This window comes from Bacillus inaquosorum KCTC 13429 (assembly GCF_000332645.1).
Classification (GTDB): Bacteria; Bacillota; Bacilli; order Bacillales; family Bacillaceae; genus Bacillus; species Bacillus inaquosorum.
On record NZ_AMXN01000006.1, the window covers coordinates 30,688 to 55,229 of the forward strand.

The following is a 24,542-nucleotide window of genomic DNA, read 5'->3' on the forward strand; positions in this document are numbered from 1 at the left end:
CTATTCCTGTTTTGTCAATATCGTTTTCGGATGGAGCCGCAGTACTGAAATTGACGGCAGCAATGTTGCGATGATGGCGATGAAGATGCCGATTCCGCCAAGAACAAGCATGTCGTTCATAGAAACCGCAACGTTCAGTGAATCAATGACATCTACGTTTGCTGAGCTGTGTCCGAACATTCCGCCGCCCATGCCGCCACCGCCGCCGGGCATTTGTCCGCTAGCGGTTTGTGTTGAATCAGTTGATGAACTGATCTGCTGGGATAAAAGCTGATTTCCGAGCTGGTTTGCAACTAGATTTCCCGTCAATGATGCAATGCCGATCGCGATAACGGCTACGATCAGAATTTCAGTTAAGAACTGTCCGATCAGTTTCCAGCGTTTTTCACCGATCGCCATTAACACGCCCATCTCATATTTGCGCTCTCTGATAGACATCATGACAATCAGGCCAAGAATGACAGCGCCTGCCACTGACACAAGATACACGACGTTTTTAGAAAAAGAAGCTACATTTTCGATCGGGCCGACCATTTGCTGATAAAGCTGATCGTTTGTATTCAAAGTGAATGTATCAAAATCAATCGCTGTTTTCTTCGCTGCTTTTACGAAGGCATCGATATTTTTCGCATCATCCATATAGTAAACGGCTGAGTCAATCGTATTTTTATAGTCGTCACCTTTCAGCGCTGCTGTTGCTGTGTAAGGTGTGTAAAGCTTGTTATAAGGATTTAGAAAAGAGAAATTCTGGGCTTGGTCATCGCCTGAAGACGTTGTTTTATAGATACCGACAATCTTCAGCTTTACCGTTGTATCTTCATCCGTGGCTGATTCAATTGTGATCGAATCGCCAACGCTTAAATCATTTTCTTCCGCTAATGTTTCATTGATCACTGTTACTTTTTTGCCGACATCTGATTTTGTAATCGCGCGTCCGTCTGTGATTTTTGAATTTCCGTCAGAGAAATCATCGACTAACGCTGTACTGATGACACCTTCGATAGAAAGATCGGCTTGAACCATTTGCGGTCCGCCTTGGCCGCCGCCTTGGCTGTTTTTAGCATTTGAGCTTGAACTGCTTGAGCTGGAATCACTTGAACTAGAGCTTTCAATCGCATCAAAGTTTCCTGCGTTGGCTGAAGCTGATGTGGTGTAGTTGTAGCTCTTCACATGATCAAGTGTTGCAAGCTTATTCGCATCAGATACTTTGATCGGTGTTGATTCGAAGCTGCGTTTTTCTCCGCTGTCCTGCTGTTTTTCCATTTGCTTTTGGCGGTCAACCTGGAGCGTCACGCTTCCGCCGAGCTCCTGTCTGGCCAGTTCGCTTGATTTTTGTGCTGCCGACTGGATTGTGAGGCCTGACAGAACAAAGACACATATGACTGTAAACACAAATAATTGTAATAACGTTTTTCCCTTTTTAGCCTTCATATTCCAAAAGGCCCGTTTGATAAAGTTCATTTATGTTCCTCCGTATAGGTATTTATATTGTTAAGACCGCCTGTGGGGCGGCCCGCTTGTTGATAAAGTAATAGTAGTCCAAAGGTATGAAAAAAGTATGAACAATCTATTTCTAGTTGATTAAATAAAAACTAACAATTGTGAAACACAAATTCTTCTGTATAAAATGGTGCTATTATATAAAAAAGCATCAAAACAACCGGAGGATACAATGAAAATATTAATGATAGAAGATAATGTTAGTGTATGTACGATGACGGAGATGTTCTTTTTTAAGGAAGGTTTTGAAGCGGAATTCGTTCATGACGGGTTAGAGGGATATCAGCGTTTTACGGAAGAAAATTGGGACCTGATCATTTTGGATATTATGCTTCCATCCATGGACGGCGTGACCATCTGCAGAAAAATAAGAGAGACAAGCACGGTGCCGATTATCATGCTGACTGCCAAAGACACTGAATCAGATCAGGTCATCGGTTTTGAGATGGGAGCGGACGATTATGTCACGAAGCCGTTCAGTCCGCTGACATTGGTTGCCCGCATTAAAGCCGTCATCAGAAGATATCAGGCGACAGGCAAAGCGGTCATTGATGAAGATTTGATCGAGTCGGAATGCTTTACCATTAATAAGAAAACGAGAGAAGTATTTTTAAACGGAGAGCCTGTAGAAAACCTCACGCCGAAGGAATTCGATCTGCTGTACTACCTTGTCCAAAACCCGCGGCAGGTGTTCTCCAGAGAACAGCTGCTTGAGCAGGTATGGGGCTATCAGTTCTACGGAGATGAGCGAACGGTTGATGTTCATATTAAACGGCTGCGGAAAAAGCTTGCCAGCGAAGACAAGCCTTTCCTATATACGGTGTGGGGAGTAGGGTATAAATTTGATGAAGATTAAATATTTATATCAGCTGCTGCTGAGCCATATCAGCATTTTGCTTTTAGCGTTTGTCATTATCATTTCTCTGTTTTCCCACTTTGTGAAAGAGTTTGCCTATCAAAACAAAGTAGAGGAATTGACATCATATGCGGTACAGATCGCAAACGAATTCCAAGGCGGCCAGGTTGATATGCACAGGCTGTACCCGTATCAGGATTTGCTGAGCACAAGAAAGACACAGTTTATGCTTTTTGATGAAAAGCAGCGTCCTTATTTCATGCCCGAAGGTTTTCCGCCAAGGGAAAAGCTGAAGAAATCAGAATGGAATAAGCTGAAAAAAGGGCAGACTGTCATGATCAGAGCTGATGGCCGTTTTGATGATGAAGTGTCCCTTGTGGCGCAGCCTATTTTTGTTCAGAACGAATTTAAAGGCGCCGTTCTGCTGATTTCTCCGATCAGCGGTGTTGAACAGATGGTCAATCAGGTCAATCTCTACATGTTTTACGCTGTGATCAGCACACTTGTGATTACCATTCTCGTCAGCTGGCTTCTGTCCAAATTCCATGTGAAACGGATTGAAAAGCTGAGAGAAGCGACAGATAAAGTGGCTTCCGGCGATTATGATATCCACTTGGAAAACAGCTACGGTGACGAAATCGGCGTGCTGGTGTCTGACTTTAATATCATGGCGAAAAAATTAAAGCAATCAAGAGATGAAATCGATCGACTTGAGAAGCGGAGAAGGCAGTTTATCGCTGATGTGTCTCATGAGTTAAGGACACCGCTGACGACGATCAACGGTTTGGTTGAAGGGCTGAACAGCCATACGATTCCTGAGGATAAGAAGGAAAAATGCTTCTCGCTCATCAGTGAGGAAACGAAGCGAATGCTGCGGCTCGTAAAAGAAAATCTGGATTATGAAAAAATCAGATCCCAGCAAATTACCTTGAACAAGCTCGATGTTCCGCTGATCGAGGTTTTCGAAATTGTGAAAGAGCACTTGGAACAGCAGGCGGAAGAAAAGAAAAACAAGCTGACGATTCAGGTAGAGGATAACATTATCGTCCATGCCGATTATGACCGGTTAATTCAAATTCTCGTCAACATTACGAAAAACAGCATCCAATTTACGCAAAACGGCAACATTTGGCTGCGCGGAATAGAAGGATATAAAGAGACGATTATCGAAATTGAAGATACGGGAATCGGCATTTCAAAAGAGGATATTGAGCATATTTGGGAGCGGTTCTACAAGGCTGATATTTCAAGAACGAATACGGCATACGGGGAATACGGACTTGGTCTCTCCATCGTCAAGCAGCTCGTTGAAATGCATCAGGGCACAGTAGAAATCAAGAGTGAAGAAGGAAAAGGCACGAAATTCATCATCCGCCTTCCTTTAACGGCAAAACAGCAATAACATTCAGGGCGGCGGCATCGTCAAATGCAGCCGCCTTTTTTGCACATCGCTTCGGTTTATTGCGTGCTCCCGAAACAAAGATTGCGTGTTTTTCGGGTCGGGACGGCCTGTAAACATGATAAAATATGACATAAACAGTTTTTGATGGGAGAGGGTGAAGGAATGAAGAGCGGGGTAATTCCTTCTTCAGCGGTCGGTCAAAAAATTAACGAATGGTACAAATATATCCGGACATTCAGCGTACCGGATGCCGAAGTGTTAAAAGCTGAAATCCAGCAGGAACTGAAACACATGCAGCACGATTCCAACTTGCTGCTCTATTATTCACTAATGGAATTCCGCCACCAGCTTATGCTTGATTATCTAGAGCCGTTAGAGAAATTAAATATCGAAGACCAGCCAAGCCTGTCTGAATTATCAAGAAACATCGACAGCAACCAGGCAGATCTCAAAGGGCTGCTCGACTATTATGTGAATTTTTTCCGCGGGATGTATGAGTTTGATAAGCGGGAATTTATTTCTGCCATTACATATTATAAACAGGCGGAGAAAAAGCTTTCCTTTGTTGCAGACCATATTGAACGGGCTGAATTCTATTTTAAAATCGCGGAAGCTTATTATTATATGAAGCAAACATACTTTTCACTGATCAATATAAAAAACGCCTATGAAATTTATGTGGAGCAGGAAACCTATAATGTGAGAATTATTCAATGCCATTTCGTATTCGGGGTCAACCTGATGGATGAAAGGAATTTCGAACAAGCCGCACGCCATTTCAAATTGGCGCTCGAAATGGCCGAAGTAGAACAAAAAGCCCAGCTGGTTGGAAGAGCATACTACAATCTTGGGTTATGCTATTACAACCAAGAGCTTCTTGACCCTGCCATTGACTACTTTGAAAAATCGGTTTCCACGTTTGAAAGCAGCAGAATCATCAATTCGCTGCCGCAAGCCTATTTTTTAATCACCCTGATTTATTATAAACGGGGAAAACATGATAAAGCTTCGGAATATCACAAGCGGGGCTATGAATATGCTAAAGAAACAGACGATGCAGACTACGCGGTAAAATTCGAGTTTTTGCAATCCCTATATCAGGATCAGCCCAATGAAGAAGGAATCGAACGATGTTTCCATTACTTAAAAAATAAAAATATGTACGCTGATATAGAGGATTTAGCCCTAGAAGTAGCAAAATACTACTATGAACAAAAATGGTTCAAACTGTCTGCTTCCTACTTTCTAAAAGTTGAAGAGGCAAGAAAACAAATACAAAGGAGTGAAGGTTTGTATGAAATTGAAATCTAAGTTGTTTGTTATTTGTTTGGCCGCAGCCGCGATTTTTACAGTGGCTGGCGTTTCTGCTAACGCCGAATCACTCGACTTTCATGTAACGGAAAGAGGAATGACGTAAGAACCAGCCCCTTCTCATCAAGAGAAGGGGTGTTTCTTTTTTAATCAGCGCCGCAAGAGGTAGAGCTTACGGCGCCCGCAGAGACGGTCAGCTGCTTAGTAGCTGCCGAAAAACGCAGTCCCTACGATAATCAAAAGAATAAACAATACAACGATTAAAGCGAAAGAACTGCCGTAACCGCCGCCGTTAGAGTATCCTGACATAAGGTTTCACCTCCCTATGAAGGATACTATAAGATATGCAGAAACGATCAGCTTGGCAGGGATAATAGTGGACAAGAAAAAAATTGAACAATTCGGCTAGACTGAGGTGATATAAAAAAAAGCGGGCGCTGCCGCCCGCTTTTTATGTACATGAAGAGACCAACACGCCCGCGAAAAATTCCTGGTATAACGCTTGAACGGCTTTTCGTTCTTCGGCTTCTTTCACGCCGAACATCATGCTTACCTCAGAAGATCCCTGATTGATCATTTCAATATTCACTTTTGCCTCTGATAATGCTTTGGCCGCTCTTGCCGTTGTGCCGACATTATGGCGCATTGCTTCTCCTACAACCATAATCAGTGCGAGATGATGCTCGACAATCACTTCATCGGCTTGCAGATCCTCTTTGATCCGTTTGATGACGCTGCGCTCAGTGGCCGCGTCCATTTGCCCCTCCCGTAAGATGATGGTCATGTCATCAATTCCCGATGGAACATGCTCATACGTCAAACCGTGCTCCTCCAGGATTTGAAGGGCTCTGCGGCCAAATCCGATTTCTCTGTTCATTAAATACTTGCTGATATAAATGCTGCAAAAGCCGGTATCGCTGGCAATGCCGACGACAGGCTCGTTTGTGTTATCCCGTTTGCTGACGACGCGAGTCCCTTGTGCTGACGGGTTGTTCGTATTTTTGATTTGAACAGGAATCCCCGCTCTGAATGCCGGAATGAGCGCTTCATCATGAAACACCGAAAAACCCGCGTAGGACAGCTCCCGCATCTCTCTGTAAGTCAGCTCGCTGATTTCCTTTGGATTCTCAACAAAAGACGGATTGACAGAGTACACAGCATCCACGTCCGTAAAGTTTTCGTACAAATCGGCTTGAAGTCCGTTGGCAAGAATCGAGCCGGTAATGTCAGAACCGCTCCGTGAGAAAGTGATCACATCGCCATCCTTGCTGAATCCGAAAAAGCCGGGAAAAATGATGAGGCCGTCGCGTTCCCGAAGACGATAGAGGTTTTGATAGGATTCAGGAAGAACTTGCGCGTTGCCGGGTTCATTTGTCACAAAAAGGCCGGCATCCTTCGGGTTCACATATTCTGCTTTCACACCCTTATGGCGGAAATAGGCGGCAATCAGCTTGGCGTTGTTATCCTCTCCGCTGGCTTTGACGGCGTCAAGATACTGCTTGGGATTGCTTTTATCTCCTTCTAAAAGCGTAAACAGGTCATCGCGTATTTTTTCGATAATGCTTTGCTCCAGCTGAAGCTCATTAGCGATGAGGGCATACCGTTCCACCACAGCTTCCGCCAGCTCAGGGGCGCTGCCTGCTGCCAAATATTGTTCTGCACATGCGATTAAGAGATCAGTCACTTTCGTATCCTCGGCATAGCGTTTTCCGGGAGCTGAAACGACTACAGCTTTCCGTGCCGGGTCTGAGGTTACGATGTGAAACACCTTTTCAAGCTGGGCGCCTGAAGCGAGTGAGCTGCCTCCGAATTTAACGACCTTCATGTTTACATCTCCTAATGTTTAAAATTTTCACACAAATTTAGTACTTATTATCTCTCTTTCAGTCCTGTAAATCAAGGGAAATTTTCTTTCTGGAACGAACATTTGTATTTTCCACAAGGAATGGCGTTAGGTTTGCTGACCGTATAATTGCGATACGAAGTTCATTATGGTAAACAATCTACGATTTGGGATGGAAAATGGTTAGAATTATTAGTAAAATTGAATAAATGACTAGGTTAATATTTTGAAAGAATATTGACTAACACTAGAAAAATGGTAATATGTAAATGATAATGATAATCAATTACTATATGGCCATATTGTTTTGAGTCCTTGCGGAGTAGAGATGCGTTCTTTTTGCTGTAAGGATGTAAGGAGGCAGCATGAAGCTACGTTACTTATTTATTCTACTTATCATATTAGCAGTCACATCTGTATTTATCGGCGTGGAAGATCTGTCGCCGCTTGATCTCTTCGATTTAAGCAACCAAGAGGCGTCAACGCTGTTTGCTAGCCGTTTGCCGCGATTGATCAGCATTATCATCGCTGGCTTAAGCATGAGCATCTGCGGTTTGATTATGCAGCAGATCAGCAGAAATAAATTCGTGTCACCGACGACGGCGGGCACGATGGATTGGGCGAGGCTCGGCATTTTAATTTCCCTGCTGCTGTTTACATCCGCCAGTCCTTTAATGAAAATGCTGGTTGCATTTGTCTTTGCCCTTGCAGGAAATTTTCTGTTTATGAAAATCCTTGAAAGAATCAAGTTTAACGACACGATCTTTATTCCGCTTGTCGGGTTAATGCTCGGGAGTATTGTCAGTTCAATCGCGACATTTATCGCATATAAATATGACTTGATCCAGAATGTGTCATCATGGCTTCAAGGAGACTTCTCTTTAGTCGTGAAAGGAAGATACGAGCTTCTTTATCTGAGTATTCCGCTCGTCATCATTGCCTATATTTATGCGGATAAATTCACAGTGGCCGGTATGGGAGAAAGCTTTTCTGTCAACCTCGGCCTGAAGTACAAACGGGTTGTGAACATCGGGCTCATTATCGTGTCCCTGGTCACGTCTCTTGTCATTTTGACTGTCGGTATGCTGCCGTTTCTCGGTTTAATCATCCCGAATATTGTATCGATTTACAGAGGAGACAATCTCAAGAGCAGCCTGCCGCATACTGCGCTATTGGGAGCGGTTTTTGTGCTGTTTTGCGATATATTGGGCAGAATCATTATCTTCCCTTACGAAATCTCGATTGGCCTGATGGTCGGAATCATCGGCAGCGGCATTTTCCTGTTTATGCTGTTAAGGAGAAAAGCATATGCGTAACCAGATGAAAATTGCGTTGCTCGTTGGTTTAGCCTTGATATGTATCGGCTTGTTTCTGTTTTATGACTTAGGCAATTGGGATTACACCCTGCCGAGACGAATCAAAAAGGTCGCTGCCATTGTGCTGACGGGGGGAGCGATTGCGTTTTCGACCATGATCTTTCAAACGATTACGAATAACCGCATCCTGACGCCGAGCATCTTGGGCCTTGATTCTCTCTACATGCTGATTCAGACCGGCATTATCTTTTTGTTCGGTTCTGCGAATATTGTCATCATGAATAAAAACATCAACTTTATCATCTCTGTTCTGCTGATGATACTGTTTTCCCTAGTTCTTTATCAGATCATGTTCAAGGGAGAGGGGAGAAATATCTTTTTCCTTCTGCTCGTCGGAATCGTGTTTGGCACGCTGTTCAGCAGCCTGTCTTCCTTTATGCAGATGCTGATTGATCCGAATGAGTTTCAAGTTGTGCAGGATAAGATGTTTGCCAGCTTTAACAACATCAATACGGATTTGTTATGGCTCGCGTTCATCATCTTCCTGCTGACAGGCGTTTATGTCTGGCGTTTCACAAAATTTTTCGACGTGCTGTCGCTCGGACGCGAGCACGCCGTGAACTTGGGCATTGACTACGACAAAGTGGTGAAGCAGATGCTGGTCGTGGTTGCGATCCTTGTTTCTGTTTCAACCGCGCTAGTCGGGCCGATTATGTTCTTAGGCCTTCTTGTCGTCAATCTGGCGAGAGAATTCCTGAAAACATATAAGCATTCATACTTAATCGCAGGCTCCGTCTTCATCAGCATCATTGCGCTGGTCGGAGGGCAGTTTGTGGTTGAGAAAGTGTTTACCTTCTCAACGACGCTGAGCGTCATTATTAATTTTGCCGGCGGGATTTATTTTATCTACTTGCTGTTAAAGGAGAATAAATCATGGTAGAGGTCAAAAATGTAAGCAAACAATACGGCGGGAAAGTTGTCCTTGAAGAGACGTCAGTCACGATTCAAAAAGGCAAAATTACCTCGTTTATCGGTCCTAACGGCGCCGGCAAAAGCACACTGCTGTCTATTATGAGCCGCCTGATCAAAAAGGATTCCGGCGAGATTTTCATAGACGGACAAGAGATTGGAGCCTGCGACAGCAAAGAGCTTGCCAAAAAAATGAGCATTTTGAAGCAGGCGAACCAAATCAATATCAGGCTCACCATCAAAGACCTCGTCAGCTTCGGCAGATTTCCGTACTCACAAGGCCGGCTGACAGAGGAAGACTGGGTTCATATCAATCAGGCGCTAGGCTATATGAAGCTGGAAGACATTCAGGACAAATACCTGGATCAGCTGAGCGGCGGACAGTGCCAAAGGGCATTTATCGCAATGGTCATTGCCCAGGACACAGATTATATTTTTCTGGATGAGCCGCTGAACAACCTGGATATGAAACATTCAGTTGAAATTATGAAACTGCTGAAACGGCTGGTAGAGGAGCTTGGGAAAACAATCGTGATCGTTATTCATGATATTAACTTCGCATCCGTCTACTCCGATCATATCGTTGCCTTGAAAAACGGCCGAATCGTAAAAGAGGGGCCGCCTGAGGAGATTATTGAAACCTCTGTGCTTGAGGAAATCTACGATATGACCATTCCGATTCAGACGATTGATAATCAAAGAATAGGTGTTTATTTTTCTTAATATATAGAAGAGGTGAAGAGCATGAAAAAGTTCGCATTACTATTCATCGCTTTGGTGACGGCAGTTGTCATTTCTGCATGCGGAAACCAAAGCACAAGCAGCAGCAAAGGTTCTGATTCAAAGAAAGAGCAAATCACAGTAAAACACCAGCTGGACAAAAACGGCACAAAAGTGACGAAAAATCCTAAAAAAGTAGTCGTATTTGATTTTGGCAGCTTAGATACGTTAGATAAACTCGGTCTTGATGATAAAGTAGCGGGCCTTCCGAAACAAGCCCTTCCAAGCTATCTGTCTAAATTCAAAGATGACAAATATGCTGATGTCGGAAGCTTAAAAGAGCCGGACTTCGAAAAAGTGGCGGATATAGACCCTGACCTGATCATTATCTCAGGCAGACAATCTGAGTCTTACAAAGAATTCTCTAAAATTGCGCCGACGATTTATCTTGGCGTAGACACAGCGAAATACATGGAAACATTTAAATCAGATGCACAAACAATCGGAAAAATCTTTGATAAAGAAGATGAAGTAAAAGACGAACTTGCAACAATTGATAACTCAATTGCAGATCTTAAGAAAAAAGCTGAAAAGCTGAACAAAAACGGTCTTGTGATTATGGCGAACGACGGCAAAATCAGCGCCTTTGGTTCTAAATCAAGATACGGCCTGATCCATGACGTATTCGGCGTGACACCGGCTGATAAAAACATCAAAGCGTCTACTCACGGACAAAGCGTTTCTTATGAGTACATTTCAAAAACAAACCCTGATTACCTGTTTGTCATTGACCGCGGTACAGCAATCGGAGAAACATCATCTACAAAACAAGTCGTTGAAAACGATTATGTGAAAAACGTAAACGCAGTGAAAAATGATCATGTCGTTTACCTTGATTCTGCTACTTGGTATTTATCAGGAGGCGGACTTGAGTCTATGACGCAAATGATTAAAGAAGTAAAAGACGGTTTAGAGAAGTAAAATCCAAAAGAGCCTCCGCTAAAAAGCGGGCTCTTTTTTTATGATCAGCGTGCCGGCTGCTGTTCGGCAGGGCGCTGAGGTTTCTTTAATGTAAAGGAGAGAAGGAAGCCGACAAGTGCAATGCAGGCTGCCACGATAAAAGCGGCGTTCATGCCGTGCAGAGCGGCGTGCTTTACATTTGTCGTGCCTGCGTGTGCCGCCTGGTTGCTCATGACGGAAACCAATAGTGCAGTTCCGATGGAGCCGCCGACTTGGCGAATGGTATTGTTCATCGCTGTTCCGTGCGGAATCAGGTGGCGCGGCAGCGCGTTGATTCCGGCTGTCGTCACCGGCATCATGATCATGGCGGTACCTAAAAGACGAACAGTGTATAAAACGACAATCCAAGCGAGTGACGTATGGTCAGTCAGCTGCATAAACGGCAGCGATGTCAGGAAGATGATGCAGAAACCTGCAATCGCCAGGCCTCTTCCGCCGACACGGTCAAAGATTCTGCCGATAATCGGTGACATGAAGCCCATCACGACGGCTCCCGGAAGAAGCATGAGCCCTGTATCAAAAGCTGTGACGTCTCTGACGTTTTGTGTATAAAGCGGCAGGATGGTTTCCGTACCGATCAATAATGCAAAGACAAGTGTTCCGAGCAGTGTTGTTAAGCTGAACACGCCAAACGTAAAGACGCGGAATTCCAGCATCGGTTTTTCAAGCTTCATTTGTCTTGTGATAAACAGGAGCAGTGCGATGACACCCACCAGCAGTGAAATCAAGACGGTTGAACTGGTCCAGCCGTAAGAGCCGACGCTTGAGAAGCCGTACAGAAGGCCGCCGAATCCAAATGTCGATAGGATAACTGATAAAATATCAATCTGTGTTTTTCTTAAAGTCGTCACATTCTTCATCAGGATGCTGGCAAGAATTAAATCAATCACAGCAAACGGAAGAATGATATAAAACAGTGATCTCCAAGAGAAAGCTTCGACTGCCCATCCGGAAAGAGTCGGTCCGATCGCAGGCGCGAACGAGATGACCAATCCGACCATACCCATGGCCTGGCCGCGCTTTTCAATCGGAAAGATCGTCAGGAATACGGTCTGCATGAGCGGCATCATAATGCCGGCTCCAGCCGCTTGAATAATACGCGCTGTCAGCAGAACCGGGAAGTTCGGCGCGAACGCTCCGACGATTGTTCCGGCAGTAAAAATGCTCATTGCTGTAATGAGCAGCGCCCGGCTCGTGAATTTCTCAATTAAAAACGCGGTAATCGGAATTAATATTCCGTTGGTTAACATAAATGAAGTGGTCAGCCATTGCGCTTGGTTGGCATCGACATTGAAATCCCTCATGATATGGGGAAGTGCAGTAATTAACAGCGTCTGATTCAAAATCGCGACAAACGCCCCGGCTAACAAAATGCCGACAATGACAGAACGGTTAAAAGGTTTTTGTTCAATACTTGTGTTCAATACATATCCCTTCTTTTCTCTAAGTAATTAACAGTGTTTTTAACATCGAAACGGGCTGTGTTAAAACACCGGTTTGTTCCAGATAGCCAATCAGTGATTTGAGCAAAAAAGCGCGGGGTTCTTCCTTCTTCGCTTCTTCCTCCAGCATGGCGGCTGCTGATGTCAGTTCATCTACGTCATAGTCCGCGGCAGGCAGGGAAGAGATGCCTTTATGTAATTCCTTCAGGCTTTCCGACAATAGGGCTGATTTATCCTTTGGTTTGTAGGAGGATGCTGAATGAATATAAAGCTCGATGGCTTCTTGCGGAAGAAGAGACTGCCGGGTTTCCTTGTTTTTGACAATCTGATTGAGGGTGCTGATGATAAACTCTGCGATTGGGTCAAGCTCAAGCGGTTTTTCCTCTATTTTAATCAGCATTAAAAACTCACGCATCATGCCGTGAAGAATGATGACCAAATCCCACACAAACGGGAGAATGGTTTCTCCGTAAGCTTGGATCAGCGAATCGCGGTGCCAGCAGATAATCGTTGATCTGGTCTGATGGATATGCTGTTTGACCCGGTTATTATGCAGCTTGGGGTTTCCGTAGGTCAGCATATTGAAAAACTGCTGATTCCGCCTGAAGCCTTCCAGCTCCATTTTGACCTTTTGCATCAAACGTTCCTCCGGTGTCAGCGCGGTATTTTCCTGAAGTCTTGAGGCCGCGGCCACCATTTGTTTCTGGTTAAATGACAGCAGCTCCAAAAGCAGATCTTCCTTAGATTGAAACAGCTTATATATCGAAGCTTTTGACATCCTGCATTCTTCTGCGATCGCCTGCATGGAAACCGACGTAAAATCCTTTTCCGAAAAAAGCTTTCGCGCAGCTAACAAGATATCAGTTTTTTTATCAAGCATCTCATGGCTTCCTTCTTTCTTGAACATTAGAAAACCCATTGGTTCACAGAAAACCAATGAGTAACAATGAAAAAATTTTACCAAATAAACTAAATAGAAGTCAATGGATTTTAACCGGACAATCGAAAGGCCTGCCGGAAAATCCGACAGGCCGGGTGAGACTTATTTTTCAACTTTAAATCCTTGTTTCTCAAGCATTTCACGGATATGCGGATAGTACAGGCGCTCATAATAGGAAGCGATGCTCTGTGACCAGTTTCTTGTTTCTTTTCCGTTTGTCCGCTTATTCATGTATTCAGACATCTGCTCATCATATGCCTGAATATGAGAAGTCAGCTCATCTTGATTCAAATATGTTTCCTGATGATTTACTGCTTCCTGCGGAAGGCGCGGTTTTTTCGCTGAACGGTCGGCAGGATGGCCAATGACAAGGCCGGATAAAGGGAACACGTATTTCGGAAGCTCAAGCAGTTCGATCAGCTCTTGAGGGTTTCCGCGAACCGCACCGATCGGAACCGTGCCAAGTCCGAGTGATTCAGCCGCTGCTGTCGCTGTGCCTAGGGCGATACCAGCGTCTACTGCGCCGACAAGAACAGATTCTAAGCCATTTGTGATTTCCATTTTGAAATCATTCAGATCCTCAAGCGCGATTTTGGTCCGGTTGAAGTCTGCGCAGAACAGCAGGAAAACAGGAGCCTGGTCAATCCAAGGCTGTCCGCCTGCCAGCTCGGAGATTTTCTTTTTGCGCTCTTTATCCTGCACTGTGATTACAGTCACTTGTTGCCCGTTGATAGAAGATGGGGCTGACTGTACTGCTTGAATGATTTGGTCCAATTGTTCCTGAGCTACAGGCTCATCTGTATAGCTGCGAATCGAGCGGTGGTCTGTTAATGATTTGATGACTTCATTCATATGGGACACCCTTTCCTTACTCGCTAAGCTCTGTGCGGACAACATCAAGAGGAGCGCTCAGCAGTTCTTTTCCTTTTGCTACAAATCCTTGGAAATGCGCAGTTTCATTGTGGAATTTCATCGCCGCTTCATCTTTCCATTGTTCAAGCATCACAAATGTATTTTCTTCGCCTACTTTTTCAAATAGGTCGTATTGTGCGTTGCCTTCCTCAGCTCTTGAATGCTGAACAAGCGATTGCGCCTCGCTCAAAAATTCCTCGCGTTTTTCTGGTTTTACTTTGATATAAGCTTGTAATACGATCATGTCAATCTCCTCCATCGTTATACTGATTATTGTTCGAATTTCATCGAACTAACTGTAACATGTATTTAAAATGAGGTAAAGGAAAAACCCTTAAATAGTAAAATTGTCATTCTAATTGTTGTGTGATACATTTGTGTCATGAACATTCCAAACCATCCAGAAACAGAAACGTTGCAGCTGACAAAGGTTCTTCACGCACTGAGTGATCCGCTTCGTTTAGAGCTCGTCAAGCAATTAGCTGAAGCGAAAGAAAAAACGTGCGGCACCTGTGCGGATGTACAGGTTGCCAAATCGACTTTGTCACATCATTTTAAAGTATTAAGAGAATCAGGCATCGCTCAAGTTCGCATAGAAGGAAAGCGCCGGTATTATTCGCTTCGGGCTGAAGACCTTGAAAAGGCGTTTCCGGGCCTGCTTGATGCCGTGCTGAATGTGGACCAGGACCGCTGGTGAATCAATCCCCTGTACCGGGGATTTTTTTATGTCCGTAAACAGCACGGAAAAGCCTCTCGACACCCTCCTGAATCTCTTCTTCCTTCAGCCGGGCGAAGCCGATAATGAGAGCGGGCCTGCCCGTTTGCCGCTTGTTTTCCTTCAAATCAAATCGGCTCATTCCGAAGATCTCAAGCTGCTGGCCGGCGGCATGTGCCAGGATGTCTTGTTCGGTGCGGCTGGTATCAAATTCGGTGACAAAATGCAGTCCCGCATTTGCCCCTTTTACGGTAACCTCTCCGCTGAACTCTGTTTCTAAAGCAGTGATCAAGCGTTCTCTCTTTTCTTTATAATGCTGCTTCATTTTTTTTATATGCTTCTGATATTCTCCGGACTCGATAAATTCCTGCAGGGTGAGCTGCGTCAGAGACGAGCATGTCTGCAGATCGTAGCCCCGCTGTTTGTATGTCCTCAATAGCTCAGGCGGCAAAACCATATAGCTGATCCGCAAGCCGGGGAGAAGGGACTTTGAAAAGGTGCCCATATAGATGACATTTTGAAAACGGTCGAGGCTTTGAAGCGCCGGAATACTGTCTACATCATATGTAAATTCACTATCATAATCGTCTTCAATAATATAGCGGCGCGGCTCCTCGGCCGCCCAGTTCAGCAGCTGAATTCTTCTGGATACAGGCATAATCGTTCCGGCCGGAAATTGATGCGATGGGGTCGTCACCAGCACATCAGGCCGCTGTCTGCTGATTTCAGAGATCGACATGCCTTTTTCATCCAGCGTGATCGTTTTCACCTGTTTTCCGGCATGTTTTAAAAGCTGGTACATGCGCCTGTAACCGGGCTCCTCCATCGCATACACTGCTTCCTTTGGCAAAAGCTCAGTCAATAGCTGCATGAGCACCTGTGTGCCTGCCCCTATGACGATTTGTTCCGGCCTGCATTTTACGCCCCGCGTCAGGGAAATGAGCCTGGTGATGGCCGCTCTCACTTCATATATCCCTTGCGGATGCGACATATCGCCGAGCGTGCGGTATGAGCGGGAGGCCGCTTTTTGCTCGCAGCGAAACCAGCTTTTGATCGGGAAATGGTCTGTATCAGAACTCATGTGTGAAAACGAAATCCAATCACTCTGATCTGTGTGAACCTCTTTCAGGTCATCCGGCAGTGCAAATGGGGGGTGCTCCTCGGCAGAAAACATGTCCAGCTTCTCAACGAAAAAACCCTTTCGCTCAATGGCGTACAAATATCCCTCAGCCAGCAGCTGCTGATAGGCTGAATTCACTGAGTTTACGCTGACCTTCAGCTTTTCAGCCAGCTCCCGTTTGGAGGGAACCTTTGAGTGTGGAAGCAGATTGCGGCTGAGGATTTCTTTTTTCAGCTTTTGATAAATTTGCTGATAAATATAATCGGCTTGTTCTGAGCGGTCGAGTGTGATTGTGATGTCCATATGCGGCTTCTCCTTCTGATACCATCAAAAAGTTATAATTGGTACTTTTCATCATACCAAAAAGAAGTCAGAATGATAAGAAAATAGCGACAGGGGGACATTCACATGAGTCAAACAACAGCAAACATTACGACTGCCCAGTGGCAGCAAAAACGGGATCAATTCGTATCAAAAGGTGTGAGCAACGGCAACCGCAGTCTGGCGGTAAAAGGAGAAGGGGCTGAGCTGTATGATCTGGACGGCCGGAGATTTATTGATTTTGCAGGCGCCATCGGAACGTTAAACGTCGGACACTCGCATCCGAAGGTGGTTGAGGCTGTGAAGCGGCAGGCGGAGGAGCTGATTCACCCGGGCTTCAATGTCATGATGTACCCGTCTTATATCGAATTAGCGGAAAAACTGTGTGGGATTGCGCCGGGCAGCCATGAGAAAAAAGCGATCTTCCTGAACTCAGGGGCGGAAGCGGTAGAGAATGCTGTGAAAATCGCCAGAAAGTATACAAAGCGCCAAGGGGTTGTCTCGTTTACACGCGGATTTCATGGGCGCACGAATATGACGATGAGCATGACGAGCAAGGTCAAACCTTATAAATTCGGCTTCGGCCCTTTTGCGTCAGAGGTTTATCAAGCGCCGTTCCCATATTATTATCAGAAGCCGGCCGGCATGAGTGATGAAAGCTATGACGACATGGTCATCCAAGCGTTCAATGATTTCTTCATCGCTTCAGTCGCGCCTGAAACGGTAGCCTGTGTCGTGATGGAGCTAGTGCAGGGAGAAGGCGGCTTTATCATTCCTTCGAAACGATTTGTGCAGCACGTCGCATCATTCTGCAAGGAACACGGCATTGTCTTTGTCGCTGATGAAATTCAAACCGGATTTGCCAGAACCGGCACTTATTTCGCAATTGAGCACTTTGATGTAGTGCCTGATTTGATCACGGTCTCTAAATCACTTGCAGCGGGATTGCCGTTAAGCGGTGTGATCGGCCGCGCGGAAATGCTTGATGCAGCAGCGCCAGGGGAGCTGGGCGGCACGTATGCCGGCAGCCCGCTCGGGTGCGCGGCAGCGTTGGCTGTATTGGATATCATTGAAGAAGAAGGGCTGAATGAGCGATCTGAAGAAATTGGCAAAAACATTGAAGACAAGGCGTATGAGTGGAAACAAGAATTCCCGTTCATCGGTGACATCCGCAGACTCGGGGCAATGGCGGCAATCGAAATTGTCAAGGATCCTGACACGCGTGAGCCTGATAAAACGAAAGCGGCAGCGATCGCGGCGTATGCAAATCAAAACGGATTACTTTTGCTGACTGCGGGAATTAACGGCAATATCATCCGCTTTCTGACGCCGCTTGTCATCTCGGACAGTCTTCTGAATGAAGGGCTCAGCATCTTGGAGGCAGGCCTGCGAGCTTAATCATTGGAAAGAAAACGGCTGTGTCTGCTATCATTTTAAGTAATCATGAAAAGAAAGGAATGTTCAATATGCCAGATCAATTAACGGTCTACAACCCGGCTACGGGCGAGGAGATCAAAACGATTCCTCAGCAATCGGCCAAAGAAGTAGAAGAAGCCATTGAACGTTCACATCAAGCGTTTAAAACATGGTCTAAAACATCAGCGAACGAAAGAGCGTCTCTATTGAAAAAATGGTATGAGCTGATTGTTGAACATAAAGAAGAACTTGCAGATTTAATTACAAAAGAAAACGGAAAACCGTACCAAGAAGCAGTCGGCGAAGTGCTCTACGGCGCAGGCTATATCGAATGGTTCGCAGAGGAAGCGAAGCGCGTGTACGGAAGAACGGTTCCTGCTCCGACAACCGGTAAACGAATTGTCGTCACACGCCAGCCGGTCGGCCCTGTTGCCGCCATCACGCCTTGGAATTTCCCGAATGCGATGATTACACGCAAAGCGGCGCCTGCTCTTGCTGCCGGCTGTACGTTTATCATCAAGCCGGCACCGGACACACCGCTGTCTGCATATGAGCTTGCGCGCCTCGCATATGAAGCGGGTATTCCGAAGGATGTTCTTCAGGTTGTGATTGGCGACGGAGAAGAAATCGGGAATGTGTTCACAAGCAGCCCGAAAATCCGTAAAATCACGTTCACAGGATCAACGCCAGTAGGGAAAATCCTCATGAAAAACAGTGCGGACACTGTGAAACACATCTCTATGGAGCTCGGCGGACATGCGCCGCTCATCGTGGATGAGGATGCCAATATTGACCTTGCCGTTGAACAAGCGATGGTGTCCAAATATCGAAACGCGGGGCAAACATGCGTGTGTGCTAACCGCCTGATCGTCCATGAATCCATCAAAGATGAATTTGCTGCGAAACTGAGCGAGCAAGTGTCTAAGCTTAAAGTCGGAAACGGACTTGAAGAAGGCGTCAATGTCGGCCCGATTATCAACAAAAGAGGCTTCGAAAAAATCATCAGCCAAATTGATGATGCCGTTGAAAAAGGGGCGAAAGTTCTCGCGGGGGGCACGTATGACCGAAACGATGACAAAGGCTGCTACTTTGTCAATCCGACAGTGCTCGCCGATGTCGATACGTCCATGAATATCATGCACGAGGAAACATTCGGCCCGGTTGCACCGATCGTCACGTATTCTGATATTGATGAAGCAATTCAGCTTGCCAACGATACACCGTACGGCTTGGCTGCTTACTTCTTCACAGAAAACTACCGACGCGGCATCTATATTTCCGAGAATCTTGAGTATGGCATTATCGGCTGGAATGACGGCGGACCGTCAGCGGTTCAAGCCCCATTCGGCGGAATGAAAGAAAGCGGCATCGGCCGTGAAGGCGGTTCGGAAGGCATCGAGCCGTACCTTGAAACAAAATATATGTCCATCGGTTTGTAAAAGAATGCAAGCTCCTGAGGGCTGCCGGATCTTCCGGCAGCTCTTTTTGTTGTTCTGGCGAATAAACACAATAATTCCAGCCAAAATAACAGCAAATACATTTTGAAAGAAGGTTCCCCAACAATGGATTTATTATTGGCTCTTCTCCCGGCTTTGTTTTGGGGGAGCATTGTTCTCTTCAATGTGAAATTAGGCGGCGGGCCGTACAGCCAGACACTGGGAACGACGATCGGAGCGCTTATTGTTTCTATCGTGATTTACTTTTTTGTTCAGCCCGTTTTGTCATTGCGCATTTTTATTGTTGGCATCGTATCCGGCTTATTTTGGTCCCTTGGACAGAGCAACCAGCTGAAAAGCATTGAATTGATGGGTGTGTCCAAAACAATGCCGATTTCCACCGGAATGCAGCTCGTTTCGACCTCGCTGTTCGGTGTGATCGTGTTCCGCGAATGGTCTACACCGATTGCGATTACGCTTGGCATTCTCGCTCTGATCTTTATCATTGTGGGAATCATCCTCACGTCATTGGAAGATAAGAAAGACAGGAAAGAGGGAGAGCCAAGTAACTTAAAAAAGGGCATCTTGATTCTTCTTGTCTCGACGCTAGGTTATTTGGTTTATGTAGTCGTCGCCAGATTGTTCAATGTGTCCGGCTGGTCGGCTCTTTTGCCGCAGGCGATTGGGATGGTGATTGGGGGCGTTGCTTTAACCTACAAGCATAAACCCTTTAACAAGTATGCGATCAGAAATATTCTCCCGGGCTTAATCTGGGCAGGCGGAAATATGTTTTTGTTTATTTCTCAGCCGCGAGTCGGTGTCGCAACAAGCTTTTCTCTCTCGCAAATGGGAATTGTCATTTCTACGCTCGGCGGCATTTTCATCCTGCGTGAAAAGAAAACAAAACGCCAGCTCATTGCGATTGCCATCGGGATTGCCCTGATTATTGCGGCCGCTGTATTTTTAGGAATTGCCAAAACAAATTCATAACAATTGAGGAGGATGTATATGTATCCAGATTTAAAAGGAAAAGTCGTCGCTATTACAGGAGCCGCTTCAGGGCTAGGAAAGGCAATGGCCATTCGCTTCGGCAAGGAGCAGGCAAAAGTGGTCATCAACTATTATAGTGATAAACAGGATCCGAACGAAGTAAAAGAAGAGGTCATCAAGGCGGGCGGTGAAGCCGTTATCGTCCAGGGAGATGTCACGAAAGAGGAAGATGTAAAAAATATCGTGCAAACTGCCATTAAAGAGTTCGGCACGCTTGATATTATGATTAATAATGCCGGACTTGAAAATCCTGTGCCGTCTCACGAAATGCCCCTGAAGGATTGGGATAAGGTCATCGGCACGAACTTAACAGGCGCCTTTTTAGGAAGTCGTGAAGCGATTAAATATTTCGTAGAAAACGATATCAAGGGAAATGTCATCAACATGTCCAGCGTACATGAAAGGATTCCATGGCCGTTATTTGTCCACTACGCGGCAAGTAAAGGCGGAATTAAGCTGATGTCAGAAACATTGGCTTTGGAATACGCGCCGAAGGGCATTCGCGTCAACAATATCGGGCCAGGCGCGATCAACACGCCAATCAATGCTGAAAAATTTGCTGACCCTAAACAGAAAGCAGATGTAGAAAGCATGATTCCGATGGGATATATCGGCGAACCCGAGGAAATCGCCGCAGTGGCAGTGTGGCTTGCTTCGAAGGAATCCAGCTACGTCACAGGCATCACGTTGTTTGCGGACGGCGGAATGACGAAATATCCTGCCTTCCAGGCAGGACGCGGTTAATCAAAAAAAGCGACCCAGACATGACATCTGGATCGCTTTTTTGATTAGGCACGCTTTTTCTTTACCAGTGCCGCTATAGATAAGATAATGGCAGCCGCAGACAGCACAATCGCTGTGATGTCCAGAGCTGAAGAACCTGAGTCTTCGGAATCGTCTTCTGTTTTCGTCGCGCCGTGCTCATCTGTCACTTGCTTTGCAGCGGTGATTTTTGTAATGGAGTGAGGTGTATCCGCATCCTCGTCACCTGTCCACTCAACAATGCTGCCGTCTTTGTAATATTGGTAGGCGTCCCAAGCGGCTTCCTCGGCTTTTTCAGGGTTTTTGGCAACAAAGGTAAACTGCTGGAATTGTCCTTCCTGAATGCCGCCGTCAGTTGCTTCCCACGTCACGGACACTGATTTGTCATCGTGTTTTTGAGTGGATACCTTCCAGCCCGGAATTGGCTCGTATTGCTGGAATTCAACATCCTTTGGCATCTTGAGGACAACCTTTGTTGTCGGCAGATTTTTTTCAGAAGGAACCTTCATTGTATAAGTCTCCCAAGAGCCTGCAGCGGATTCAGCAGGCTTTACAGTAACGTGCGCGCTGGCTGGGGCCGTAAAGAATAAGAGAGAGCCGACAATAGCCGGACATAGTGTGAATGCGATTTTTTTTAACAACTCAAACACTCCTTTAATTGGTCTTTGTAAAGATGATATTGATTTCGTTAAAGTCTCCGGTCAGCCCGTGGACTTTGATTTTCCAGTTTCCCTTTTCATTAATGGATAGGTTTTCATCCTGGAAGACGCCTTTTGTTTTCTCTTTTAATTGAAACGTGCTTTTGTTTTCGCTGCCTGACAGGCCTGTTTTATAAATGGTTAACGTGATTTGCTGGATGTTTTTCACCGGGTTGCCGTTATGGTCAGTGACCCGCAGCTCAAATACGTTTTTGCCTGGCTGGTTCGGGCTGATGCTGAGAGACACGCTTTGCCCGTTTTCAATCGCTTTGGTTTGATAGAACGGTTCCGGCGCCGGCTCAGGCGGGCTGGGCAGGCTTGTAAACACGGCCGCTGTGATTAATACAGCGATGCCGATTCCCCATTCCGCTTTCAGTGTTCCGCTGATTCCTGCACGGCGCCGTTTTCTGGTGAGCAGAAAATGAATCGCGCCTAAGATCAGCATCAAAACAAACAGTCCGCTTTTCACTAAAAGAGCCTGGCCGTACGCTGTATGGAACAGTGAATCCATGGAACGAATGATGAAAAATCCATTGAGCAAGCCTGAAAACAAAATGACGCCGACTGCAGTAAGCGCCCATGGGGAGAACCGGCTTACCGTTTCCCATGCGAGCGTTTTATCAGGCTGCTTCCATTCTTTTGCGAGCAGCAAAACGAGTGCTGCAACCCCGCCGACCCAGATGGAAGCGGAAGATAAATGAAGGAAATCCATCAAAATGCCGATCGCTTTTTCTTCAACGACAGCAGCATGCCCGGTAAACGCTTTGGCAAGCAGGAGACCGAAAAAGAAAATGAGCGGCGCTGTCCAATAGCCAAAGGACGAAAAGCGGTTTTTGCGTATCGCAGGGATCACAGACAGTGCAAGCAGCACATACAGCACGGCCTGTATGATCCAAATTGCGCCGCCCGCAGTTTCAAACAGTGTTTCTCTGATGTAGCCCGGCTGGAAGGCGCTGCCCCAGCCGCCGCCCGCGTTTGCTTTTGTCTGAATCGGAAGCTGAAGCAAAAGCGCCAGACCCAATGCGGCGATGGAAACGATCAGGATACGTCTTGTCCGTTTGGTGAGCTGTTCTGAATCCCCTTTATACCAGAAGAGATGGAAGAAAACCGTTCCGATAAACAGAGATAAAGCTGTATACAGTATCGCGCGGTCTGCGGCTGTTGCCGGATTCAGCGCTGAGCCGGCTGCTTTTTGGCTGCTGAATCCGCCGTCCGCTTTCCCGATGCTGAACGGAATGACGCCGGAAACCGGATGCCCGTCTGCGGACACGGCATTCCATTCCGCTCTGTATACATCATGCGGCAGCTTCTTTTTGAGCTTTACTGTCATGATGTGATTGTTGTCTTTTTGGATTTCAGTCTTGTCCATATCCACCCGGTCGCCGTTTGAATTATAGACTTTAATGTAATGAAACCCTTCTTCAACCGGTTCATTAAATTCGATCTCCACCTGTGCAGGGGCGCTTTTTAATTCGCTGTTTTCCCCAGGTGAAGATTTGACAATATAGGCGTGAGCAAAGCTTGTTTTCGGCAGGAAAACAAGAAAAAGCAGAAGGATGATCCACCATCTGTTTTGCTTCATCACTCAGACACCACCTTCCGCTGTATATGTTGTGTTATGTCTTGGTGCAGGTGCAGCGCTTTTTTCTGTCTTGAAGCATGTCCTCCAGCGCCTGGTCGAAGGTGCGGACGGCTCCGCCGAATCCTTTTTGAAACCGTTCGGCATGGTCGAGTGTCGCAAACGGAATCGCCTGCGGCTGACAGCAGTGCAGGTTTAATTCAGCGTTGACGACGAAATAAGCCGAACCGGCACTGACCGTTGTGTGTAACAGAAAATCTCTGCAAATCAAGTGTGAAACCTCTTCCGTTTTATCTGCGTAACGCAAAAATGCACAATGTGCGCAGCATAGCTGTTCGATGTCTTGATTTACCGTAATCAGCTGAACCGAATGGGCCTGATTGACCGGCTTCAGGCAATAGCTGCACATATGATCCGCTTGAGGTGTTCGGGCTGGGAGCGTGATGCCGCCTGCTGTTTTGATGACTTGGTTTGACTGGACAAGCTGATTGACATCTCTGTATACCGTCATTTCCGAAACGCCGAACCGTGCGCTGATGTCAGAAATTCTGAGCGCGCCTTCTTCATTCAGCCACTTCAGTATGTGTTGCTGTCTATTAATCGGAAGCATTCATACATCCCCTCCATTAAGATCTATTTAAGCGTAGAGGATTTTAGAGACAGAGACAAGTAAGCTGATGATAAAAAATGTGAAAATGTGTTGAACAGCAACAAAACGAAACAGAAGGGACTCTGGTATAATAGACATATGGAATGGAAAGTGAGGAATACCCTATGAAAGAAACAGTATGCCCGAACTGCGGCAAACCTTTGACAGGCGACATGGTCAGATCGTCAAATGTGCCTTGTCAATTTCGCTGCGGACACTGCCGGGAACGGCTTTATGAATATAAAGTATCAGCACCGATTATGCTGGTGTCATTAGCAGTCATCGTGCTGCTCATTTATCTTTTGCTGCTCCTCCGCAATGCGGCAGGCTCAATGATACCGGCCGTACAGCACGTGCCGATGGCTGTATTTGCGCTTGTGTGCGCCTATCCCGTTTTTATTGTGAGTGAGCGGATGATCGCCAAGTACGTGATTCAAAACGGAAACATTATTTATAGAGGAAAGAGAAAAGGCTCCTGATATCAGGGGCCTTTTTATTTTTAACAAATTGTCACACCCGTGTGACAAAGTCCTCTTTACTTTCAATTGTATAGGGACTGTAAGCG

Annotated in this window: 25 protein-coding genes; 14 read left to right on the plus strand and 11 right to left on the minus strand. The window is 45.9% G+C overall.

The genetic code is table 11. From position 1 onward, the window contains the following. A complete protein-coding gene (locus tag BSI_RS06110; RefSeq protein WP_003240177.1) occupies positions 1-1,461 on the minus strand; it encodes an ABC transporter permease in 1,461 nt (486 codons plus the stop codon). A 211-nt stretch (positions 1,462-1,672) separates the two neighbouring features. Between BSI_RS06110 and yclJ the strand changes: the two genes are divergently transcribed. The 4 genes from yclJ (at position 1,673) to phrC (ending at position 5,175) form a co-directional block, all read left to right on the plus strand. Then, positions 1,673-2,356, plus strand: coding sequence for a two-component system response regulator YclJ (yclJ, locus tag BSI_RS06105; RefSeq protein ID WP_003240180.1), 684 nt, complete (start codon positions 1,673-1,675; stop codon positions 2,354-2,356). Beyond that, positions 2,343-3,758: a two-component system sensor histidine kinase YclK gene (gene yclK / locus BSI_RS06100; protein ID WP_080030875.1), complete on the plus strand. Its 1,416-nt coding sequence runs from the start codon at positions 2,343-2,345 to the stop codon at positions 3,756-3,758. The genes yclJ and yclK overlap by 14 nt, the downstream gene beginning before the upstream one ends. Before the next feature lie 162 nt (positions 3,759-3,920). Next, the gene (gene rapC, locus BSI_RS06095; protein WP_003240186.1) at positions 3,921-5,069 is read left to right on the plus strand and encodes a response regulator aspartate phosphatase RapC; all 1,149 of its coding nucleotides are present in this window, start codon (positions 3,921-3,923) and stop codon (positions 5,067-5,069) included. Continuing rightward, entirely contained in the window at positions 5,053-5,175 is a 123-nt protein-coding gene (gene phrC, locus BSI_RS06090) for a phosphatase RapC inhibitor PhrC (protein ID WP_003240188.1), read from the plus strand. Before rapC ends, phrC begins: the two co-directional genes overlap by 17 nt. Positions 5,176-5,270: 95 nt before the next feature. On the opposite strand, the gene BSI_RS0121360 is transcribed toward phrC, so the two are convergent. Both BSI_RS0121360 and BSI_RS06085 read right to left on the minus strand, forming a co-directional pair. Further along, positions 5,271-5,378: a YjcZ family sporulation protein gene (locus tag BSI_RS0121360; RefSeq protein WP_019257466.1), complete on the minus strand. Its 108-nt coding sequence runs from the start codon at positions 5,376-5,378 to the stop codon at positions 5,271-5,273. A 142-nt stretch (positions 5,379-5,520) separates the two neighbouring features. Then, complete coding sequence (locus BSI_RS06085; protein ID WP_003240191.1) at positions 5,521-6,894, minus strand: aspartate kinase; 1,374 nt, start codon at positions 6,892-6,894, stop codon at positions 5,521-5,523. 383 nt (positions 6,895-7,277) lie between these two features. On the opposite strand from BSI_RS06085, the gene yclN reads away from it, so the two are divergent. The 4 genes from yclN to yclQ are packed head-to-tail and all read left to right on the plus strand — an operon-like array spanning position 7,278 to position 10,898. Next, positions 7,278-8,228: a petrobactin ABC transporter permease YclN gene (gene yclN, locus BSI_RS06080; protein ID WP_003240192.1), complete on the plus strand. Its 951-nt coding sequence runs from the start codon at positions 7,278-7,280 to the stop codon at positions 8,226-8,228. Next, positions 8,221-9,168 carry a petrobactin ABC transporter permease YclO gene (gene yclO / locus BSI_RS06075; RefSeq protein WP_003240194.1) on the plus strand — a complete coding sequence of 316 codons (948 nt, stop codon included), beginning with the start codon at positions 8,221-8,223 and terminating at the stop codon, positions 9,166-9,168. The genes yclN and yclO overlap by 8 nt, the downstream gene beginning before the upstream one ends. Continuing rightward, positions 9,162-9,920: a petrobactin ABC transporter ATP-binding protein YclP gene (yclP, locus tag BSI_RS06070; RefSeq protein ID WP_003240196.1), complete on the plus strand. Its 759-nt coding sequence runs from the start codon at positions 9,162-9,164 to the stop codon at positions 9,918-9,920. Before yclO ends, yclP begins: the two co-directional genes overlap by 7 nt. 21 nt (positions 9,921-9,941) lie before the next feature. Next, positions 9,942-10,898 (plus strand): petrobactin ABC transporter substrate-binding protein YclQ, encoded by a 957-nt coding sequence (gene yclQ, locus BSI_RS06065; protein ID WP_003240199.1) that lies wholly within the window; start codon positions 9,942-9,944, stop codon positions 10,896-10,898. Positions 10,899-10,942: 44 nt separating this feature from the next. Here the strand turns inward: yclQ and BSI_RS06060 are convergent, their stop codons facing one another. The 4 genes from BSI_RS06060 to BSI_RS06045 form a co-directional block, all read right to left on the minus strand. Next, a complete protein-coding gene (locus BSI_RS06060; RefSeq protein WP_003240201.1) occupies positions 10,943-12,361 on the minus strand; it encodes an MDR family MFS transporter in 1,419 nt (472 codons plus the stop codon). Between the two features lie 19 nt (positions 12,362-12,380). Further along, positions 12,381-13,259, minus strand: coding sequence for a TetR/AcrR family transcriptional regulator (locus BSI_RS06055; RefSeq protein ID WP_003240202.1), 879 nt, complete (start codon positions 13,257-13,259; stop codon positions 12,381-12,383). Between the two features lie 162 nt (positions 13,260-13,421). Continuing rightward, the gene (nfsA, locus tag BSI_RS06050; RefSeq protein ID WP_003240207.1) at positions 13,422-14,171 is read right to left on the minus strand and encodes an oxygen-insensitive NADPH nitroreductase; all 750 of its coding nucleotides are present in this window, start codon (positions 14,169-14,171) and stop codon (positions 13,422-13,424) included. A gap of 16 nt (positions 14,172-14,187) precedes the next feature. Beyond that, complete coding sequence (locus BSI_RS06045) at positions 14,188-14,475, minus strand: putative quinol monooxygenase (protein ID WP_003240208.1); 288 nt, start codon at positions 14,473-14,475, stop codon at positions 14,188-14,190. Positions 14,476-14,613: 138 nt separating this feature from the next. Between BSI_RS06045 and BSI_RS06040 the strand changes: the two genes are divergently transcribed. Beyond that, complete coding sequence (locus BSI_RS06040) at positions 14,614-14,928, plus strand: ArsR/SmtB family transcription factor (protein WP_003240210.1); 315 nt, start codon at positions 14,614-14,616, stop codon at positions 14,926-14,928. Between the two features lies 1 nt (position 14,929). On the opposite strand, the gene gabR is transcribed toward BSI_RS06040, so the two are convergent. Further along, positions 14,930-16,369, minus strand: coding sequence for a MocR-like transcriptional regulator GabR (gene gabR, locus BSI_RS06035; RefSeq protein ID WP_003240212.1), 1,440 nt, complete (start codon positions 16,367-16,369; stop codon positions 14,930-14,932). Between the two features lie 105 nt (positions 16,370-16,474). On the opposite strand from gabR, the gene gabT reads away from it, so the two are divergent. The 4 genes from gabT to gdh all read left to right on the plus strand — a co-directional run bounded on the left by gabT (position 16,475) and on the right by gdh (position 21,033). After that, on the plus strand, positions 16,475-17,785 hold the full coding sequence (gabT, locus tag BSI_RS06030; RefSeq protein ID WP_003240214.1) for a 4-aminobutyrate--2-oxoglutarate transaminase: 1,311 nt from the start codon (positions 16,475-16,477) through the stop codon (positions 17,783-17,785). A gap of 68 nt (positions 17,786-17,853) precedes the next feature. Further along, on the plus strand, positions 17,854-19,242 hold the full coding sequence (gene gabD, locus BSI_RS06025; RefSeq protein ID WP_003240216.1) for a succinate-semialdehyde dehydrogenase: 1,389 nt from the start codon (positions 17,854-17,856) through the stop codon (positions 19,240-19,242). A 123-nt stretch (positions 19,243-19,365) separates the two neighbouring features. Then, the gene (gene glcU / locus BSI_RS06020) at positions 19,366-20,229 is read left to right on the plus strand and encodes a glucose uptake protein GlcU (RefSeq protein ID WP_003240218.1); all 864 of its coding nucleotides are present in this window, start codon (positions 19,366-19,368) and stop codon (positions 20,227-20,229) included. An 18-nt stretch (positions 20,230-20,247) separates the two neighbouring features. Further along, positions 20,248-21,033 carry a glucose 1-dehydrogenase gene (gdh, locus tag BSI_RS06015; RefSeq protein ID WP_003240219.1) on the plus strand — a complete coding sequence of 262 codons (786 nt, stop codon included), beginning with the start codon at positions 20,248-20,250 and terminating at the stop codon, positions 21,031-21,033. Positions 21,034-21,077: 44 nt separating this feature from the next. Here the strand turns inward: gdh and BSI_RS06010 are convergent, their stop codons facing one another. From BSI_RS06010 to cutR, 3 genes are read right to left on the minus strand one after another with little or no spacing between them, the layout of a single operon-like run. Further along, positions 21,078-21,692 (minus strand): YcnI family copper-binding membrane protein, encoded by a 615-nt coding sequence (locus BSI_RS06010; protein WP_003240221.1) that lies wholly within the window; start codon positions 21,690-21,692, stop codon positions 21,078-21,080. 13 nt (positions 21,693-21,705) lie between these two features. After that, a complete protein-coding gene (gene ycnJ, locus BSI_RS06005; RefSeq protein ID WP_003240223.1) occupies positions 21,706-23,331 on the minus strand; it encodes a copper transporter YcnJ in 1,626 nt (541 codons plus the stop codon). A 34-nt stretch (positions 23,332-23,365) separates the two neighbouring features. Continuing rightward, positions 23,366-23,938, minus strand: coding sequence for a copper uptake transcriptional regulator CutR (gene cutR, locus BSI_RS06000; RefSeq protein ID WP_003240224.1), 573 nt, complete (start codon positions 23,936-23,938; stop codon positions 23,366-23,368). A 164-nt stretch (positions 23,939-24,102) separates the two neighbouring features. Here cutR and BSI_RS05995 point away from each other — a divergent pair, with 164 nt between their 5' ends. Then, positions 24,103-24,456 (plus strand): YcnL family membrane protein, encoded by a 354-nt coding sequence (locus BSI_RS05995; protein WP_003240226.1) that lies wholly within the window; start codon positions 24,103-24,105, stop codon positions 24,454-24,456. Positions 24,457-24,542 lie beyond the last annotated feature (86 nt).

Coding starts and splice junctions, on each gene's coding strand:
- cutR (WP_003240224.1), bottom strand. CDS start 23,938: ATGCTTCCGATTAATAGACAGCAACACATACTGAAGTGGCTGAATGAA.
- BSI_RS05995 (WP_003240226.1), top strand. CDS start 24,103: ATGAAAGAAACAGTATGCCCGAACTGCGGCAAACCTTTGACAGGCGAC.
- BSI_RS06040 (WP_003240210.1), top strand. CDS start 14,614: ATGAACATTCCAAACCATCCAGAAACAGAAACGTTGCAGCTGACAAAG.
- nfsA (WP_003240207.1), bottom strand. CDS start 14,171: ATGAATGAAGTCATCAAATCATTAACAGACCACCGCTCGATTCGCAGC.
- BSI_RS06085 (WP_003240191.1), bottom strand. CDS start 6,894: ATGAAGGTCGTTAAATTCGGAGGCAGCTCACTCGCTTCAGGCGCCCAG.
- BSI_RS06055 (WP_003240202.1), bottom strand. CDS start 13,259: ATGCTTGATAAAAAAACTGATATCTTGTTAGCTGCGCGAAAGCTTTTT.
- yclP (WP_003240196.1), top strand. CDS start 9,162: ATGGTAGAGGTCAAAAATGTAAGCAAACAATACGGCGGGAAAGTTGTC.
- gabT (WP_003240214.1), top strand. CDS start 16,475: ATGAGTCAAACAACAGCAAACATTACGACTGCCCAGTGGCAGCAAAAA.
- BSI_RS0121360 (WP_019257466.1), bottom strand. CDS start 5,378: ATGTCAGGATACTCTAACGGCGGCGGTTACGGCAGTTCTTTCGCTTTA.
- ycnJ (WP_003240223.1), bottom strand. CDS start 23,331: ATGAAGCAAAACAGATGGTGGATCATCCTTCTGCTTTTTCTTGTTTTC.
- BSI_RS06110 (WP_003240177.1), bottom strand. CDS start 1,461: ATGAACTTTATCAAACGGGCCTTTTGGAATATGAAGGCTAAAAAGGGA.
- gdh (WP_003240219.1), top strand. CDS start 20,248: ATGTATCCAGATTTAAAAGGAAAAGTCGTCGCTATTACAGGAGCCGCT.
- yclO (WP_003240194.1), top strand. CDS start 8,221: ATGCGTAACCAGATGAAAATTGCGTTGCTCGTTGGTTTAGCCTTGATA.
- yclJ (WP_003240180.1), top strand. CDS start 1,673: ATGAAAATATTAATGATAGAAGATAATGTTAGTGTATGTACGATGACG.
- yclQ (WP_003240199.1), top strand. CDS start 9,942: ATGAAAAAGTTCGCATTACTATTCATCGCTTTGGTGACGGCAGTTGTC.
- rapC (WP_003240186.1), top strand. CDS start 3,921: ATGAAGAGCGGGGTAATTCCTTCTTCAGCGGTCGGTCAAAAAATTAAC.
- BSI_RS06045 (WP_003240208.1), bottom strand. CDS start 14,475: ATGATCGTATTACAAGCTTATATCAAAGTAAAACCAGAAAAACGCGAG.
- yclN (WP_003240192.1), top strand. CDS start 7,278: ATGAAGCTACGTTACTTATTTATTCTACTTATCATATTAGCAGTCACA.
- gabR (WP_003240212.1), bottom strand. CDS start 16,369: ATGGACATCACAATCACACTCGACCGCTCAGAACAAGCCGATTATATT.
- glcU (WP_003240218.1), top strand. CDS start 19,366: ATGGATTTATTATTGGCTCTTCTCCCGGCTTTGTTTTGGGGGAGCATT.
- gabD (WP_003240216.1), top strand. CDS start 17,854: ATGCCAGATCAATTAACGGTCTACAACCCGGCTACGGGCGAGGAGATC.
- phrC (WP_003240188.1), top strand. CDS start 5,053: ATGAAATTGAAATCTAAGTTGTTTGTTATTTGTTTGGCCGCAGCCGCG.